Annotated in this window: 14 protein-coding genes, 2 tRNA genes and 1 rRNA gene; 13 read left to right on the plus strand and 4 right to left on the minus strand. The window is 49.7% G+C overall.

From position 1 onward, the window contains the following. From rrf to ACO0LC_RS20605, 4 genes are all read left to right on the plus strand, one after another. Positions 1-107, plus strand: a 5S ribosomal RNA gene (gene rrf / locus ACO0LC_RS20590); the annotation flags it as partial. A 773-nt stretch (positions 108-880) separates the two neighbouring features. After that, positions 881-1,591: a hypothetical protein gene (locus ACO0LC_RS20595; protein WP_423006567.1), complete on the plus strand. Its 711-nt coding sequence runs from the start codon at positions 881-883 to the stop codon at positions 1,589-1,591. A gap of 314 nt (positions 1,592-1,905) precedes the next feature. Beyond that, positions 1,906-1,981, plus strand: a tRNA-Val gene (locus ACO0LC_RS20600). Between the two features lie 32 nt (positions 1,982-2,013). Continuing rightward, positions 2,014-2,090: transfer RNA gene (locus tag ACO0LC_RS20605), tRNA-Asp, on the plus strand. A 433-nt stretch (positions 2,091-2,523) separates the two neighbouring features. Here ACO0LC_RS20605 and ACO0LC_RS20610 read toward each other — a convergent pair. Beyond that, positions 2,524-2,943 (minus strand): hypothetical protein, encoded by a 420-nt coding sequence (locus ACO0LC_RS20610; protein ID WP_423006569.1) that lies wholly within the window; start codon positions 2,941-2,943, stop codon positions 2,524-2,526. Between the two features lie 431 nt (positions 2,944-3,374). Next, the gene (locus ACO0LC_RS20615) at positions 3,375-4,283 is read right to left on the minus strand and encodes a recombination-associated protein RdgC (RefSeq protein ID WP_423006571.1); all 909 of its coding nucleotides are present in this window, start codon (positions 4,281-4,283) and stop codon (positions 3,375-3,377) included. 197 nt (positions 4,284-4,480) lie between these two features. Here ACO0LC_RS20615 and ACO0LC_RS20620 point away from each other — a divergent pair, with 197 nt between their 5' ends. The 9 genes from ACO0LC_RS20620 (at position 4,481) to ACO0LC_RS20660 (ending at position 13,819) form a co-directional block, all read left to right on the plus strand. Next, positions 4,481-5,011, plus strand: coding sequence for a DUF6622 family protein (locus tag ACO0LC_RS20620; protein WP_423006573.1), 531 nt, complete (start codon positions 4,481-4,483; stop codon positions 5,009-5,011). Positions 5,012-5,169: 158 nt separating this feature from the next. Further along, positions 5,170-6,882, plus strand: coding sequence for an arginine--tRNA ligase (gene argS / locus ACO0LC_RS20625; protein ID WP_423006575.1), 1,713 nt, complete (start codon positions 5,170-5,172; stop codon positions 6,880-6,882). Positions 6,883-6,946: 64 nt separating this feature from the next. Further along, complete coding sequence (locus ACO0LC_RS20630) at positions 6,947-7,582, plus strand: SPOR domain-containing protein (protein ID WP_423006577.1); 636 nt, start codon at positions 6,947-6,949, stop codon at positions 7,580-7,582. Positions 7,583-7,635: 53 nt separating this feature from the next. After that, complete coding sequence (locus ACO0LC_RS20635; RefSeq protein ID WP_423006579.1) at positions 7,636-8,388, plus strand: thiol:disulfide interchange protein DsbA/DsbL; 753 nt, start codon at positions 7,636-7,638, stop codon at positions 8,386-8,388. A 50-nt stretch (positions 8,389-8,438) separates the two neighbouring features. Beyond that, positions 8,439-9,218 (plus strand): SDR family oxidoreductase, encoded by a 780-nt coding sequence (locus ACO0LC_RS20640; RefSeq protein ID WP_423006581.1) that lies wholly within the window; start codon positions 8,439-8,441, stop codon positions 9,216-9,218. Positions 9,219-9,232: 14 nt separating this feature from the next. Continuing rightward, positions 9,233-10,051 carry a helical backbone metal receptor gene (locus ACO0LC_RS20645; RefSeq protein ID WP_423006583.1) on the plus strand — a complete coding sequence of 273 codons (819 nt, stop codon included), beginning with the start codon at positions 9,233-9,235 and terminating at the stop codon, positions 10,049-10,051. Between the two features lie 167 nt (positions 10,052-10,218). Further along, positions 10,219-12,621: a TonB-dependent receptor plug domain-containing protein gene (locus ACO0LC_RS20650; RefSeq protein WP_423006585.1), complete on the plus strand. Its 2,403-nt coding sequence runs from the start codon at positions 10,219-10,221 to the stop codon at positions 12,619-12,621. A 225-nt stretch (positions 12,622-12,846) separates the two neighbouring features. Further along, the gene (locus tag ACO0LC_RS20655) at positions 12,847-13,386 is read left to right on the plus strand and encodes a carboxymuconolactone decarboxylase family protein (RefSeq protein ID WP_423006587.1); all 540 of its coding nucleotides are present in this window, start codon (positions 12,847-12,849) and stop codon (positions 13,384-13,386) included. A gap of 79 nt (positions 13,387-13,465) precedes the next feature. Next, positions 13,466-13,819, plus strand: coding sequence for a CZB domain-containing protein (locus tag ACO0LC_RS20660; RefSeq protein ID WP_423006589.1), 354 nt, complete (start codon positions 13,466-13,468; stop codon positions 13,817-13,819). Here ACO0LC_RS20660 and ACO0LC_RS20665 read toward each other — a convergent pair whose 3' ends face one another. Then, on the minus strand, positions 13,820-14,713 hold the full coding sequence (locus ACO0LC_RS20665; RefSeq protein ID WP_423006591.1) for a DMT family transporter: 894 nt from the start codon (positions 14,711-14,713) through the stop codon (positions 13,820-13,822). It abuts the gene before it with no gap. A gap of 64 nt (positions 14,714-14,777) precedes the next feature. Beyond that, positions 14,778-16,634: a glycoside hydrolase family 13 protein gene (locus ACO0LC_RS20670; RefSeq protein WP_423006593.1), complete on the minus strand. Its 1,857-nt coding sequence runs from the start codon at positions 16,632-16,634 to the stop codon at positions 14,778-14,780. Positions 16,635-16,922: the final 288 nt, after the last annotated feature.

Below are 16,922 nucleotides of genomic sequence, written 5' to 3' on the forward strand. Positions count from 1 at the left end.
GACCATAGCTAATCGGTACCACCCCTTCCCATCCCGAACAGGACCGTGAAACGATTACGCGCCAATGATAGTGCTGCAACCAGTGTGAAAGTAGGTTATCGTCAGGCTTTTATTCCGCATACCCCCATTCAAGCAATTGAGTGGGGGTTTTGCTTTTGCGCAAACGGAAAATACTTCACGCCATTAGCCGTAACAGACATCAAAAGAATCAAAAACTAACCCCAAGACCTCTCAACACAGAGGCACAGAGACACAGAGTCGCACTGAGAAAAATAAGAAAAACAAAAGAACAGCAAAAAACATGAGAAATCTCTGCTTTGACTCTGGGGCTTGGGCTTTTGATTTCAATCCTGGACATGGCTCTTTAAGGCGCTAGCCTTCAATTCAGCAAAGTAAGGTGCGCTGCGCGCACCGCTGTTTCATCGATCAAGCGCGGTCTCGATCACACAACACGGACGATCAAGCAACGACGCTGGGCTCCAGCCTGCGCTGGAGCGACGCTTGTGAGGCTAACTCTCTTATCACCAGGGCGGCTGGCTGCCAGCATTGACAGTACGATCGGCGATGTTGCGTTCAAATCTTTGCGTCCAGATGCGCGTATTCCAACGCGAAACCTCTCAATCGCTGCCCCTGCGCAGGCAGGAGCCTAGCGGGCTGGTGCTCTAGCGGCGTTTGCTGATCAACAGAGATGCTGGATTTGACGAGGGGGCAAAAGCAAATTCTCAGGTTGTTATAGGCAATTAAAAAAATCTGATGCTTCTTCTTTACTTGTACGGAAGTAATTTTACTTGCAGATTTTTGTTGAGCATAAAACAGTAAACATTGTTTTGATGGCAGACAAATGTTAGATTGCCTCCCAAATTAATTAAGGTGATCGAATATGCAGGCAAGGAAAAAACTAGCAGGAGCTTTCATCGTTGTCTGTGCTATTGCGCTACTTTCTTATCGTTATTGGCCGCAACCCAGCACGGAAATTCCAGCCAAGACGGGCGCAACTAATAGCACAACGGGGCAGCCTCAAACGACAGACTCAAGCAGTGATCAAGAGCAAGTTTTAGTAGACCAGGCCTTACAAAAATTGGCACAACGTGGTTTGTATGACAGCGCTGCCAGAAAAAACTGCCTGTCATTTTTTCTTGAGGAAGACGACCCGAAAGCAATTGATATTGCTGTGCGTGAGCTGCACGATGCGGCCCAAAACTGTCCTGGGGACCCAGGCGTGGCACCAATTCGGGCTCGTTATCGGGTAGCCAAGCAGGGAACCGATATAGAAGTTTATGAGCCGGCAGAAGCGGGCTTTAAACTTTTGACGGATTGCGATGTGCTCGAATACCAGGCATATGCGATTGCTGAAGAGATTAAAGATCCTGCCCCAGGACTTAATCGCATCGTTAAGAGCGGGCGTAGTTATTTTCACTCAGCGCCGCATCCAAGTTGTAAATCTACCCAGGCATTTTTAGTTCAAGGGGATCAATTCAAGCCTCAGCATCAATATAAGGATTTCACCAAGATACTGTACACCCATCCTAAAACCCAGGAGCTAACGAGCGGCTGGATCTTGACTGCTGATATGGCTGCAACACCGGACTGAACCTCCTGGTCAGCTAAGAAACTGGAATAGCTCTGGTTCGCTGATCATGTCTTTATGGACAAATTCATTAAGGGATAAGGGTACAAACAGTTTAGTGAGCACTGTTTGGCAGACTTGATAAGGGAAGAGCAAGCAGCCTCCCCACCTTTGAAATGAGCGGTTCCGGGTTGTTAGAAAAAAACAATTAAAATTAGCTAAATCATTAAAATCAGAAAAAACAAGAAAGGGACTAGACAGAAGGCATGTCGCCCTCTATAATAATGCTTCTCTTGCGTTGGTGACACAACGTTGGTTTATCTGACTAGGCAATATATGGGTGCTTAGCTCAGTTGGTAGAGCGGCGCCCTTACAAGGCGTAGGTCGGGAGTTCGAGCCTCTCAGCACCCACCACAGATAAACAGCAAGAACGGTTAAGTAGTTTCGGAGTGGTAGTTCAGTTGGTTAGAATACCGGCCTGTCACGCCGGGGGTCGCGGGTTCGAGCCCCGTCCGCTCCGCCAGTATGAGAAAAGGCATATAATTCATTGAGTTATATGCCTTTTTCCTTTTCGAAGGCAGAAAAATCTACCTGTCAGATATAGCTACAGCTTGCGGTAATATTGGACTCCCCTTTACTTGTCTTCAAGCGTTTCTATATGTTCCCTACCACCTGCCGCAGTGCGTTCTTTTAACGAGGGATACTGTCCATTGACATGCGGGTTTCTGGCTCCTTCTCTCTTTCAGCCTTTGACCCCAAAAAGCTGTTATATGCCATTCGCGTCATTCGTTGTGATGCGCTTACAGCGGTATTTTCATCCGAGTATCTTCCCATAACTGACACACATAAACAAAGACCAACTTTCGTTGGTCTCGTCGTCAATTCCAGCTCCGATTTGATATTCACCAAGTCTTAACTGGACATTGATAGGTGCAATTATTTATAAATAGCGCAAATTAAGGCTGGTGATAAATAGTGCCGCATTTATTACAAAACCAAGAATCTTTCCAATACTGATAAAGACCAGGCCATTTTTGAGAATTAAATTGTATTGCTGTATATGTAAAATAAGCGCCTGCACCAATAAGTAAAACACCAAATAATTTCATTCCTATACCATCACCCATCAGCACAAAAAAACCAACAATAGCCATAATTATTGACCAGAGAAAACTTTGCTTTGCTGGTGGTGCTGCTTTACCTGCAAGAGTGGATTGCGATGTGCCACTTGTTGATGTTCTTACTCCCCCTACACCGAATGACCCACCTATGCCGGCGCCAGCAGAGTGACTGGTTGTAGATATATTTTGAGTGCCGCTGTCATACACTACTTCTAATCGTTGAGTATTTTCCGAGTTGCATTTAGTACACTGCATAGTTTGTTCCTTCAATGATTTGAACGTTTAATTGTCTTCTTAAATAATTTCCCAGTTTTAACCGGACTCGATTACTTTTTTAAAGTAATGATGTGCATTTGCTATACAGGTTACGTTTGTTAAAAGCGTAATTTATATTTAAATGGTAAAAACATCATACAATTAAAGCGCGAAAGAAAGTAGGTAAAAAACCATCAAAGTGGAATCTGCTCTGCAAGAAAGGGCGGATTCAAATTCTCAGTGAATTAGGTGTCGTTTTTTCTCAAATACATTTTCATAGGTGCTGTAGATAACGATACCAACTGTACATACATAAAAAAAGACAAGCGTCGCTTGTCTTTTTTCGTTCGTCTTTCTACAGGCTTCAAACTTTGACTGAAATATGTGTCTGAGCTCACCGGCAAATACATAGCCGTTACCGTATCAGTTCATCACGCAGCCTGTGCGCTGTCCATCTCACCATCCAGTGCAAACACCACATCGCTGAGTAAGCTGGCCAGCTCTGCAGTCATGAGTACGAAGTCAGCATCAAAGCGCTCTTCTTCATTGCTCCCCTTGTCCTTGCTTTCATCGAGCACATCCAGCGGCTTGATGCGCTTGATCGTCAAGGTATCGGTCAGGACAAAGCTGACCTTGTCATCCCAGGTCAGAGCCAGCTTGGTGCATTGTTTGCCAGCAGTGATATGTTTCTGGATGTCATCTGGTTCCAGGGTGTAGCGCACATAGCGCACTGTCGCCTTGTCTTCCGTTGAAGACTTGAGCTCGGTATCCTGGTCTATGGTGAAGCCTTTGGGCGCTTCATTACCAGCCAGCCAGCCTGTCATGGCCGCTTGTGGGGAAGTCTTGGTACGCAAGCCTTCCAGTGGCAGCTTGTCGCAGCATTTCAGTAAGAGTTTGATGACTTCGTCGGCCTTGGATGGGCTGGAAGCGTCAATGACCAGCCAGCGGTTCACCGGATCTATCCAGATATTGGTATTGCGCTTGACGGCAAAGGCGCGCGGCAACAATTCTTCGGTGATGCGCTCTTTCAAGTCTTTCATGGCTTTGCGGCCAGGGGCGAAACCTTGCTCTTCTTCTATTTCCAGCGCACGTGCCTTTGTTACCTGGTTGATGACACTGGAAGGCAGCAATTTCTTTTCTGTTGCCAGAGAAATCAGGAATTGCTGATTGACGCTATGTACCAGTTGGTCATTATTGCGTGGTGATGCCCAGCCCTGGCTTTGCATCTCATTCGAGGCACATTGTGAAAAGGCAATACGTGACAATTGGGCATGCAACTCCTCGGCAGTGATTTTCCAGGGAGTTGTCAGACGAAAAACTTGTAGATTCTTGAACCACATAGCGTATCCAGACGAAGAAAACCTAGCATTCTACACGTCTGAGCTGGACCACTCACGACCAAAAATACCTCTTTCGCGGCGAGAAGTGAGGCTTCGTCGCTTTCTGGCATACAGGCTGGATGGACTTTGTAATACTTCTTCCATCGCAGCAGAACAAACAAACCGAAACTACACCAACAACACTTAAGGAGATCATCATGTTGAACCAAATCATCAGCGGCACACCAATGTATGTATGGGTAATTCTGGGCTTTCTGGCATTTCGCGGCATCAAAGCCAGCGTAGACCGCGAATTGACAGTCAGGGCCGTGGTCATTATTCCCCTGGTCATGCTGGGCTTGTCGGCACACGGTATCTTGTCAGGTTTCGGTACTGAGCCTCTGGTGATCGCTACCTGGGTTGCTGCGATAGCTGCAGGTGCTACGGTGTCATGGAATATGGTCAGCGACAAGAACGTACGTATCCTGGCAGACAGGGGTACAGTGTTCTATCGTGGTAGCTGGGGTCCGCTGGTCATGATGATGTCTATCTTTGTCATGAAGTATGTTGTCAATGTGGCTTTGCATGTGAGTCCGGCTTTGCACACCAATATGCTGTTCGCTGTCATTAGCACTGCCTTGTTCGGTTTGTTCAACGGTTTGTTCCTGGGCAAAATGTTGCATGTCTTGCTGATGTACAAACAAGCAATGTCATCCAACGCAGTATTTGCCAGCTCGGCAGCAGTGTAAAACGCGGCAGACTGGCTAAAGAAAGAGGATGGGTAGTAATTGGTAACAAGAAGATGCAAGATTAGCTTGCAGCATCTCAGACAGGGGACAGGGTAGACAGTATAATGTCCCCTGTCCTTATTTTATTTATTGTCAAAATACAATAAAAATTGTGTGCCATGCTAGCTGAACAAAAACAAGAATTACTGAAATTATTCCAGAATGCGGTAGAACCTCTGTTGGTCGGTTCCGAGCTTAAGCCCGTGATAGCGCTGGAGCGTCCACGCGATCCTTCTCACGGTGATGCCGCTTGTAATATTGCCATGCAGATCGCCAAGCCGCTGCGCAAAAATCCGCGCGAACTGGCACAGGCAATCGTTGCAGCAGTAGAAGCACAAAATAGCCCGCTGGTTGCCAGCGTGGAAATCGCCGGTCCTGGTTTTATCAATATCCGTCTTGCTGCTGCTACCAAGCAGGCTGTGGTCGCGACAGTGTTGCAAAAGGGTGCTGAGTTCGGTAAAAGCCAGCGCGGTGCCGGTGAAAAAGTCATCGTGGAATTTGTCTCTGCCAACCCTACTGGTCCCTTGCATGTAGGCCATGGTCGCCAGGGTGCATTGGGCGATGCCCTGTCTGCCTTGCTGGATGCGCAGGGTTACGCCGTCAGCCGTGAGTTTTACTATAACGACGCTGGTGTACAGATCAATAACCTGGCTTTGTCAGTACAGGCCCGCGCCAAAGGCTTTGCGCCTGGTGATGCAGGCTGGCCGGAGTCTGCCTATAACGGCGACTATATCGCCGATATCGCCAAGGATTTCCTTGCGAAACAAACCGTCTCTGCCGGTGACTGTGCACCTGTCACAGCCAGTGGCGATGCCGATGATATTGAATCCATACGCCATTTCAGCGTGACTTACCTGCGTCGTGAGCAAGATGCTGATTTGCTGGCTTTTGGTGTGAAATTCGATAATTACTATCTTGAAACTTCGCTCTACAAAGAAAACAAGGTAGAGACGACAGTGGCTGCCCTGAAGGCGGTTGGCAAGACTTATGAACAAGATGGTGCCCTGTGGCTGCGTAGCACCGACTATGGTGACGACAAAGACCGCGTCATGAAAAAGTCGGATGGCACTTATACTTACTTCGTCCCCGACGTGGCTTACCATGTCACCAAATGGGAGCGTGGTTTCCGCAAAGCCATCAATATCATGGGTAGTGACCATCACGGCACCACTGCCCGGGTACGTGGCGGCTTGCAGGCCCTGAATGTAGGTATACCTCAGGGTTACCCAGACTATATCCTGCACAAAATGGTCACCGTCATGAAAGACGGTGCCGAGGTCAAGATTTCCAAACGTGCTGGCTCTTATGTCACAGTGCGCGACCTCATCGAATGGTCGGCGGGCGGTGATGAGCAGCGTGGCCGTGATGCGGTGCGCTTCTTCCTGATTTCCCGCAAGGCCGACACTGAATTTGTGTTTGATGTCGACGTAGCCCTGGCGCGTTCGGATGAAAATCCGGTGTATTACGTACAGTACGCGCATGCCCGTATCTGTTCTGTACTGGCGCAATATGCGACCGATGAAGCCGCCTTTGCACCGCTGGCCAATGTCGATCTGTCCCCATTGACTGCACCCCGTGAAGCCAGTTTGCTGGCCAAGCTGGCAGAATATCCAGAAGCTTTGGAAAAAGCCCTGGATGAACTGGGCCCGCATCAGATTGCCTTCTATCTGCGCGATCTGGCAGGTGAATTGCATAGCTATTACAATGCCGAACGGGTCTTGGTGGATGATGAAGCAACCAAGCTGGCAAGACTGGCCCTGATGCTGGCAACCCGCCAGGTCTTGCGCAATGGTCTGGCCCTGATAGGCGTTTCTGCGCCTAACAAGATGTAACCCAGCAGACTCTAGCTAAGAAAATACGCTCAGAATTTAAGCTAACGAAACACGTCGGAGACGCATGAAAGCTCAACAGAACGCCCCAAAATCAAAGAATAGCCAGCGCGGCAGTACCTTGACTGGCATCATTATTGGCCTGGTAGTTGGGCTGGCTATTGCGGTGGGTGTGGCGATGGTGATTACCAAATCATCGACACCCTTCACCAATAAAAATGGCAAGTCGGATAAAGCTGATATCCCCTTGACGCAGTTACAGGATCCAAACAAGCCTTTGTACGGCAACAAAGATGCCGTCAAGGAAGCCAACAAGGAGTTGACGGCCAGCAAGCCTGCTGAAACGGTTGTACCGCCTAAGCCTGAAGTCAAGCCAGAAAAACCACCAGAGAAAACAGCCGCAGAAAAGGCTGCTGAAAAAGCCGAGCGCGCTGCCGAAGCTGCCAAGAACGACAATACCGACGAAAAATATATTTACTTTTTGCAGGTTGGTGCGTTTAAGGAACAGGCAGCAGCAGAAAACAGCCGTGCCAAGCTGGCATTGATCGGTTTTGAAGCCCGTATCGTGGAAAAAACTTCCGATTCAGGCACCATGTACCATGTACGTTTGGGGCCTTATTCACAACTGGAAACCATGAACCGTACCCGTTCCAGATTGTCAGAAAATAGCGTTGATGTTGCGGTTGTCCGTACTGTCAAATAAATCTTGAGTCATTCTTAGTTATTCTTAGGTAATCAGGAAATAAAGGAATCGTGATGCAATTCTTTAGTCACATCAAACGTCGTATGTTCATGCTGGCTGGTTTGTCCCTGGTGGCGGTGGCGGTTGGTGCCACACCTGCTGCTCCCCAGGCCAGTGTCGAATACCAGGTGCTAAAGCGTCCACAACCGGTAGACGCAGGCAAGAAAATTGAAGTCATAGAATTCTTTGGCTATTTTTGCCCGCATTGCTATGCGCTCGAGCCTTTGCTGGCTGAGTGGGTGAAAAAGCAGGGCGATAATATTTCCTTCAAACGCATCCACGTCAATTTCCATGATCTGGTGCCGCAGCAAAAACTCTACTTCACTTTGGAAGCCATGGGCAAGGCCGATGAATATCATATCAAGGCATTTCAAGCTTTTCACGTCGACCATAATCGCTTGCAGACCGATGCCGAGGTCATGGAGTTCGTCAGCAAGTCTGGGCTGGATAAGCATAAATTTAGTGAGGTCTATAATTCCTTTACTATTACTACCAGCAAGCTTAGCCGTGCGGCACAACTGTCGAATGCCTATCAGATTGACGGCGTTCCCTCAATTGCCATCGATGGCCGTTATGTAACTTCACCAGTGATGGCGGTTGCAAGCATGTCTCGCGTCACAGAAGATATGCAAAATCGTGCAGCGATACAGGTCCTGGACTTCATGATCGCCAAGATACAAAAGGAAAGAAACGCACCAGCGGCACCTGCTGCAACGCCTGCCACCGCCAGTGCTGCATCGGCAAAAGCGCCAGCCAAAAAGAAATAAGTACAGCACGCCCTAGTCCGCCATCCTGGCGGATTTTTTCATTGGAAATCATGAAAACTGTTTTTATCACCGGTGCATCTTCAGGCATAGGCGCTGCACTTGCGCGGGCTTATGCCGAACAAGGAGCCACCCTGGGCTTGCTGGCCCGTCGCCAGGAAGTGCTGGAAGAATTGCGGCTGAGTTTGCCGAATGCCTCTCAACATCATATCTATGCAGTGGATGTGACTGACCATGCTGCTTTGACCAGGGCGGCGCAGGACTTCATGCAGGCAGTAGGCCAGGTGAATATCGTGATTGCCAATGCCGGTATCTCGGTCGGCACACTCAGTGAATATGCGGATGACATCAAGGTGTTTGACAGCATATTGCAAACCAACCTGATGGCCACGGTGGCGACTTTTTCTCCTTTCATCAACGGCATGAAAGCCTATGCACAAAGCAGCGACTGCCGTCTGGTTGGCATAGGCAGTGTGGCTGGCATACGTGGTTTGCCGGGGGCGGGAGCCTATTGTGCGTCCAAGGCTGCGGTCATCAATTATTGCGAATCCTTGCGGGTGGAATTACGCGACAGTGGCATACGGGTGGTGACCATTGCCCCTGGTTATATCGATACACCGATGACCAGGGACAATCCCTATCCCATGCCATTTTTAATGCCTGTGCAGGCATTTTGCCGGGCTGCCCTGAAATCCATAGACAGGGCTGACAGCTATCGTGTCATCCCCTGGCAAATGGGAGTGGTCGCCAAATTACTGCGCAGCTTGCCCAACTGTCTATATGACGCAGTGTTTGCCAGGGCACGCCGTAAACCAAGGGCATCGACAGACTGAACCGTGACCGCATCATGCAAGAGCCAGCCGCAAAAGTGATTTCTCCATCAATTGCATGGACGGATGCCATAGGTACTGTCCACGCGCCAATTACGGCACCAGCGCGCATTGTCAGCCTGGTGCCCTCCATTACAGAGTTGATCTGTGAACTTGGGCTGGGACACAGTTTGGTAGGGCGTACCGGCTTTTGCATACATCCCAGGCAAACGGTGCAGGCTATCCCCAAGATAGGCGGCACCAAGGATGTGAATATAGAAAAAATCCGCAAGCTGGCCCCTACTCATCTGATCGTCAATATCGATGAAAATGAAAAGCCCACAGTAGAGGCTTTGGCGCAATTCATCCCCCATGTGATCGTTACCCATCCCCTGGTACCGAGCGATAATCTGGCCCTGTATCAATTGTTGGGCGGGATTTTTGCAGCGCAAGAAAAAGCCCTGGAATTGTGTGCGCGGTTTGAAACAGCCTATGCTGCTTTGGCCCCGTCATCTGGCAGTCAGCAACAAGTCGTCTACTGCATCTGGCAAGACCCCTGGATGACCGTCAGCCGTGACACCTATATCGCTGCCATGCTGGCCCTGATAGGCTGGCAAACCTGGTCCCCTCCGAATAGTATCCTGCGTTATCCTGGTTTCCAGTGGAGTAGTGCCATGCAGCATCCCATAGACAGGGTTTTGTTATCGACTGAACCCTATCGTTTTACTGAGGCTCATGTCGATGCCCTTGAGAAACAATTGGGCCTGCCCGTGCAACTGGTCGATGGTGAAATGTTGTCCTGGTATGGCAGTCGGGCGATTGCTGGCCTGCAATATCTACAACAACTGGCCAAGTAATAAGGTTATGTAATTTTCAGTATTAAACCCAAATTCGAAATACGTCTATACAATTTACACAAAAATGCCACACTGCAGAGCACAATAATTGACACTCTAATATGCCGACAACCATACTTCTGGGCATACCAGTTGAGGTTTTCTATATATTCTTGGAGAAGTTAGTTATGAGTAAGATGCGCAAAGCGATTTTACTTGCCCTGTATGGTGCAAGTGCAGCAACAGTTTTCAGTCCCGTAATAGGCTATGCGCAAACTGCTCCGGCAGCAGAAAAAGCCCCCGAAGCCGGCATACAAACCATGACCATCGTTGGTTCACGCCGCGCCAATACCAGCGCAACCAATACACCTTTGCCAGTCGATTTTATTTCCGTCGCAAAACAGGCAGAGCAGGGCGGTCAGTTTGACCTGGCCCAGACCCTGGCGAATATTTCGCCCTCTTTCAACTCCACTCGCCAGACCGGTGCTGATGGCGCTGATCTGATTGATTCTGCCGCCCTGCGCGGTCTGGGCTCAGACCAGACCCTGGTGCTGGTGAATGGCAAACGCCGTCATACGGTAGCACTGGTGAATTTGTTCGGTGCCCGCAACCGCGGTAATACCGGTACTGATTTGAATGCCATCCCTGTCATGGCGATCAGCAATGTGCAAGTCTTGCGCGATGGTGCTGCTGCCCAGTACGGTTCAGACGCGATTGCCGGTGTCATGGACATCACACTCAAGAAAAACCTGGGCTGCGAAGCCAGCTTTGGCTATAGCCAGTATTCTGCCGGTGATGGTAAAAACTACCTGCCATCTGCCTATTGCGGCATCGCCCTGGGTGAAAAAGGCGTGCTGGGCATTACGGTAGAATATACTGACCGCGGCCGCTCGAATCGTGCTGATCCAGGCAATCCACGTACCATCGGCGACACCAAGATGACCGGGCCGACTGTCTACCTGAACGGTGAAGTGCCCAACGGCGGCAATGATAAACTGTATTTCACCCTGGGCACGCAACAGCGCAAGGCATCATCTGCTGCCTGGGCACGCGGTGGCATAGGTTCTGACGATATTCCATCACGTAACTCTGCTGCCATGTATCCCAATGGCTTTGTGCCTTACATCAATGGTGACATCAATGATATCTACGGCACGGTAGGCTATAAATGGGATATTGGTGAATGGCGTGCCGACCTGTCGCAAACTTATGGCTACAACGAACTCAAGTACAACATCAGCAATACCTTGAATGCCTCGATAGCCAATAAAGACTTGCTGGCTGGTGGCAAGGGTATCAGCCCCAGTCGCTTTGATGCAGGTGGTTTCTCTTTCTCACAAGCGACCACCAATCTGGATTTTAGCCGCTTCTTTGACGGTTTCATGAATGGGGTCAACGTTGCTTTCGGTGGAGAATACCGCCGTGAAAACTACAAGATTACTCCCGGTGAGCCTGGCTCTTACAATGACGTCGATGGCCTGGGCTTTGGCGGCAATGCAGGTAGCCAGGGCTTCCCCGGCTTCCAGCCTGGTGACCGCACTGATAAAAACAGGAACAGCGTCGCTGCCTACGTCGATATAGAAACAGATGTGAGCAATCGCTTCAAGGTACAAACGGCAGTCCGTGGCGAACGTTATAGTGACTTTGGCTCTACCCTGACGGGCAAGCTGGCGGGCAGTTACAAAGTGTCTGATGATGTCCTGGTGCGCGGCTCGCTCAGCACAGGCTTCCGTGCGCCATCGCTGCAGCAAGTGTATTTCTCTTCGACCTTTACTGACTTCATCAGTGGCAAGCCCATGGATGTGGTACTGGCTCCAAACGGTGGCGCCGTGGCGAATGCTGCAGGCATACCCAAGCTCAAGGATGAAACCTCGAAAAACTATACCCTGGGCCTGACCTATAAACCCAATAGTGCTTTCGCCATGACGGCTGATTTGTATCGCATTGATATCGCCGACCGTATCGTCTTGTCCGGTCGTTTTGATGCAAACAATTACCCAGCCCTCGGCGCAACCTTGTCTGCACTCGGTGTAGGCCAGGCACAGTTCTTTGTGAATTCCATCAATACCAAGACCCAGGGTCTGGATTTGACGGCATCCCATAAAACCAATCTGGGTGCGGGCAAATTGTCTACCTACCTGGGTTTGAACTACAGCAAAACAGAAGTCACCAAGGTACAGGCCCCTGCATCCCTGAAAGGTTATGAAGATGTATTGCTGTCCGAGCGTGAGCGCCTGTTCATAGAGCAAGGTGGCCCAAGAATGAAAGCCACCCTGGCCTTCAATTATGACCAGGGTCCATGGTCCAGTGAATTCAAGGTAATACACTATGGTTCACAAACCCTGGGCACTTTCTCAGGTACGGCAGCGGGGGTACCAAATGCCTATTACGAGCCTAAAACCTCGGCTGACCTGTCTTTGACCTATGCCTTCAATGACACTACCAAGCTGACTGTAGGCGGCAATAACATTTTCAACGTCAAGCCTACCCGTCAAGACCCAAATGAAACCGACAATGGTTTTTACTATGACAGCGTACAGTTTGGCCTGGGCGGTGCATCTTACTTCGTCAAACTCTGGAAAAAGTTTTAATTTGTCTTCCGCAGGGGCATGACCCCTGCGCAGGAAAAAAAAGCCCTGCATGCAAATGCCAGGCCGTTTTTTTTGCCGGCTTAGATCTCATATAATTCCAAATTGTGGAACAATGAATTTCAAATTACGAGTATTCTTTTCTTTATCGGAATAAGGCAAAGTTACACCATTCGCGGCGCAGATATAAAACGCGAATCCCTTAAACCGATTTGAATGGAGTCTCACATGTCCCGTATATCTATCCCTGGCGTAGAAACATCCCCTGCAGCTTCCCAGCCTTTGCTGGCCGCCGTGAATCAACAATTGGGTATGGTGCCTAATCTGATGAAACTGGTTGGTAATAGCCCGGCTGCCCTGGAAGGCTATCTCTCGCTCAGTGGCGCGCTCGCCAAAGGCACTCTGAGTGCACAATTGCGTGAACGCATTGCCCTGACTATTGCAGAATACAATGGCTGCGATTATTGCCTGGCAGCCCATGCCTACCTCGGTAAAAACCTGGCAAAACTCAGCGATGCTGATATTGATGCAGCACGTGCTGCCCAGGCTGCCGATACCAAAACCCATGCAGCCCTGCAATTTGCCCGCCAGGTCGCAGAGCAGCGCGGCCGTGTCAGCGATACTGAGCTGGCCAATTTGCGTGCAGCAGGCTTTGATGAAGCTGCCGTCATAGAAATCGTCTTGAATGTGGCATTGAATGTATTGACCAACTATGTCAATAACGTGGCTCACACGGATGTGGATTTTCCTAAGGTAAATCCACGTTAATTCATCGCAAGCCAAGTCAGTGCTGACGAGGAGCAAGCTCCTCGTTAGTCTTGCAGCATTCAATCAGATGGAGTAAATCATGGATCTGGAATCAGCGATCAGCAAGCATGCCGAATGGAAAGTTAAATTTCGTGCCGCCATAGGCAAGAAATCACAAATGGATATTGGCCTCATATCCAATATCCATCAATGTGAAATCGGTTGCTGGCTGGACCATGAAGGCAAACAGCAAAATGCTCACTTGCCAGAATTTGCTCATCTGATAGACGCACACAAGCAATTTCATGTTGCTGCCGCCAAAGTAGCCAGCCTGATCAATATTGGTCAATATGTTGCCGCAGAAAGTATGTTGAACGGGCCTGTCTACACAGGCGTATCAAGGCAAATTGCCACTGGCATCATGAAATTGAAAAAATCTGTCGTGAATGTATGATCAGGTCTTGTTGGTCAATGTCACCCCGGCAATGACCAGCAAGCCGCCAACTATCATCGATGGCAAAATAGGTTCACCCAGGATCAGTGCTCCCAGGCTGATACCAAAGACCGGCACCAGGTTATTGAAGACAGCAGTTCGCGCCGGGCCTATGCTCTTTACCCCCTCGTAATACCAGACAAAGCCTATTACTGTACCAAAAGCACCCAGATAGACCAATGATGCCAGCACTTGCCAGCTCATGCGGGCAGGTTCAAAACGTGGCAGTTCCAGTACTGCGCCCAGGCCCAGCAAGAGCAAGCCCCATAAGGAGGCATAAGTGGTGGCAGCGATAGGTGACAAGCCTTTCAGGGCATGCCTGCCTATGATGGTATAGGCAGCCCAGCCGCAAATGGCAGTCAGCATGAAGAGTTCACCCTTGCCCAGCGATTGCGATAAATCATGCATGGCACCTATTAAATCGCCGCGGGTAATCACCACGGCTGCACCACCAAAAGCCACCATAATGCCCAGCCAGCGTATCTTGCTGAGCCTTTCTCCAAACAACATCGCCAGTGCCAGTGCAGTCACGATAGGGTTGAGGGCCACGAACAGGGCAGTGCGCCCGGCTGGCATATTTTCCAGAGCGGCAAAGAAGCACAGGTTATACAAAAAGATGCCGGTTGCTCCCAGCGCAAAGGTCGCATGCATTTGCTGCTTGCTGAGTTTGGGCAAGCCACCTTCCAGCCGCCATGCCATTAAGAACAATAAGACGCTGGCAACAGCAAAACGGATAAAGGCCGCAATCATATGCGGTATTTCCTTGGCGACCAGGCGCCCGGCGATGAAAGTGCCACCCCAGAACAGGGCGACACAGACGAGTTTCAGATAAGTGGAGACGGGCGCTTTGTTCACGATGATCCAGGCTATGCAAAAGCTTGTTAGCCTACACCAAAATCATGCTCCTGTTTTTCGTGAGTTAATGTACTTCCAATAGCAAGACACTGCGGGCAGCTACACTTATTTTTTGCGTCAACTCAAATGCCTGTCCGCTAAGCACATCCATGGCCTTGGCCCTGGCCGGTAGTATTTCGACAAAGCGTGCCATTGCCAACTCTGTGACAGCCGTATTTTTATTCATCACGACCATGAACTTGCGTTTCTGGTCGTAGCGAAAATACACATAGATGCCATCCTGAGGCGCAAAGTGCATCAGTTTGCCACTATGTATGGCGCTCTGGGTCTTGCGCCAGTTCAGCAGCTTTCTGACAAAGGCCTGTGCTTCCAGTTGTTTTGCATTGAGGCCAGCGCCAGTGAAGGCATTCACTGCATCACTCGCCCAGCCACCCGGGAAGTCTTGTCTGAACGCGCCATCATCCCTATGCTTGGTGCTGGCCATCAAAATCTCGGTACCATAGTAAAACTGTGGCGTGCGCGGCATGGTGGCGACATAGGTGATCGCCATCTTGAACAAGTCCAGGTCTTCATCGAGAGCGCTGTACAGTCGGCTGACATCATGATTGCCCTCAAACAGCACCATAGCCGATGGTTGCGGATAAAGCTGGTCATTAATCAGGGCTTCATACAAGGTGGCAAAACCGGAATGCAGGTTCTCTGGCGCAACCAGGGCCTTGCGCAGCGTGTCGTGCAAGGGATAATCCATCATGCTGGGCATATGCGAGACATAGCCATTGGCATTCTTGTGCCCGCGCAGCCAATGCGCTACCAGGTTGGGATTATCTGACCATTCTTCGCCTACCAGTGTCAGGTGGGGATATTCCTGCATGACGCGGCGCGACCACTCTGTTAAAAAGGCCGGGTCGGAATAGCCATAAGTATCCGCCCGTATACCTGCCAGCCCGGCATACTCTATCCACCAGATGGTATTTTGTATCTGGTAATTCGCCACCAGCGGGTTGCGCTGGTTCATGTCTGGCATATGGACTTCAAACCAGCCTTGGGTGTAATTCTTTTTATCGATGGCCGAAGCGTAAGGATCACTGACCGTGGTACGCGCATGGTAAGTCGGAACAAATTCGCTGTTATAACTGAGCCAGTCTTTACTGGGTAAGTCTTTCATCCACCAGTGACCATCACCGATATGATTCAGCACGATGTCCTGGATCACGCCTATGCCCCTCTTTTTGGCTTCGGCTATCAGTTGAAGATATTCTTCGTTGCTGCCCAGGCGGGCATCGACCTTGTAATAGTCGGTCGTCGCATAGCCATGGTAGGAATAGGTCTGCTGATTATTCTCCACTACCGGCGTCGGCCACAGCATGGTGTAACCCATGCTGGCGATATAGTCCAGGTGATCGCGTATGCCTTTCAGGTCGCCACCATGGCGGCCAGCGCTGGCATCGGCCCGGTCCAGCTTGTCGGTAAAGCCGGGCAAACTGTCGTTGCTGGCATCACCGTTGGCAAAACGGTCAGGCATGAGATTGAGGATGACGTCTGCCGGGCCAAAACCACGTCGCTGGGCAGCAGTTTTTTCACGTGTCTTGAATTCATAGGGGATGGCAAATTGCTGCATCCCCTGTTGCATGCTGATATTGAATTTGCCCGGGCGCGTAGCTGTCGATATTTGCAGATCCAGAAACAGATAATTCGGATTGCTCAATCTATGCGTGCCACTGATGTGCACACCGGGATAATTGATATGCGGGGTATAGCTGGCAATTTGCTTCCCATGCAACATGATCTGCAGTTTGTCACTCTTCATTCCTACCCACCAAAAACCGGGTTCCACATGCTCTATGGCTGGCTGTGCCTGGACCAGTACAGGAAGCAAGGCAGCCAAGCTGATGGCCAGACGTAAGACGCTCGTGATTTTCATTGTCTCTCCTGTTGATTGTCTATTTTTATTTTGTATTTAAACTACATTAAATCAGTAATTTCAAATTATTCGGTAAAATTTTTATGGTATTTTGAGAAGGTGTATGTATTTTTATTACATGCAATGCGAGGATGTGAAATCGGGGGAGGTGTTCAAAGCAGGAACTGGGGCAGGATTTTGCCTCTTTTTTGAGCTTCAATCATGCGCATAATTTGATATTTTGTAGTCTGGTAATTCAGGCTGTCAGAGTTCAGCCAGTATTGTTGAAGTCGCGCTGAAGGAGCGGCT

Source organism: Undibacterium sp. JH2W, from assembly GCF_049340425.1.
GTDB lineage: Bacteria > Pseudomonadota > Gammaproteobacteria > Burkholderiales > Burkholderiaceae_D > Undibacterium.

What these genes read in the sequence shown, in the direction of transcription:
- ACO0LC_RS20660 (WP_423006589.1), top strand. Translation starts at nt 13,466, where the DNA reads ATGGATCTGGAATCAGCGATCAGCAAGCATGCCGAATGGAAAGTTAAA.
- ACO0LC_RS20640 (WP_423006581.1), top strand. Translation starts at nt 8,439, where the DNA reads ATGAAAACTGTTTTTATCACCGGTGCATCTTCAGGCATAGGCGCTGCA.
- ACO0LC_RS20670 (WP_423006593.1), bottom strand. Translation starts at nt 16,634, where the DNA reads ATGAAAATCACGAGCGTCTTACGTCTGGCCATCAGCTTGGCTGCCTTG.
- ACO0LC_RS20635 (WP_423006579.1), top strand. Translation starts at nt 7,636, where the DNA reads ATGCAATTCTTTAGTCACATCAAACGTCGTATGTTCATGCTGGCTGGT.
- ACO0LC_RS20615 (WP_423006571.1), bottom strand. Translation starts at nt 4,283, where the DNA reads ATGTGGTTCAAGAATCTACAAGTTTTTCGTCTGACAACTCCCTGGAAA.
- ACO0LC_RS20610 (WP_423006569.1), bottom strand. Translation starts at nt 2,943, where the DNA reads ATGCAGTGTACTAAATGCAACTCGGAAAATACTCAACGATTAGAAGTA.
- ACO0LC_RS20620 (WP_423006573.1), top strand. Translation starts at nt 4,481, where the DNA reads ATGTTGAACCAAATCATCAGCGGCACACCAATGTATGTATGGGTAATT.
- ACO0LC_RS20650 (WP_423006585.1), top strand. Translation starts at nt 10,219, where the DNA reads ATGAGTAAGATGCGCAAAGCGATTTTACTTGCCCTGTATGGTGCAAGT.
- ACO0LC_RS20630 (WP_423006577.1), top strand. Translation starts at nt 6,947, where the DNA reads ATGAAAGCTCAACAGAACGCCCCAAAATCAAAGAATAGCCAGCGCGGC.
- argS (WP_423006575.1), top strand. Translation starts at nt 5,170, where the DNA reads ATGCTAGCTGAACAAAAACAAGAATTACTGAAATTATTCCAGAATGCG.
- ACO0LC_RS20645 (WP_423006583.1), top strand. Translation starts at nt 9,233, where the DNA reads ATGCAAGAGCCAGCCGCAAAAGTGATTTCTCCATCAATTGCATGGACG.
- ACO0LC_RS20595 (WP_423006567.1), top strand. Translation starts at nt 881, where the DNA reads ATGCAGGCAAGGAAAAAACTAGCAGGAGCTTTCATCGTTGTCTGTGCT.
- ACO0LC_RS20655 (WP_423006587.1), top strand. Translation starts at nt 12,847, where the DNA reads ATGTCCCGTATATCTATCCCTGGCGTAGAAACATCCCCTGCAGCTTCC.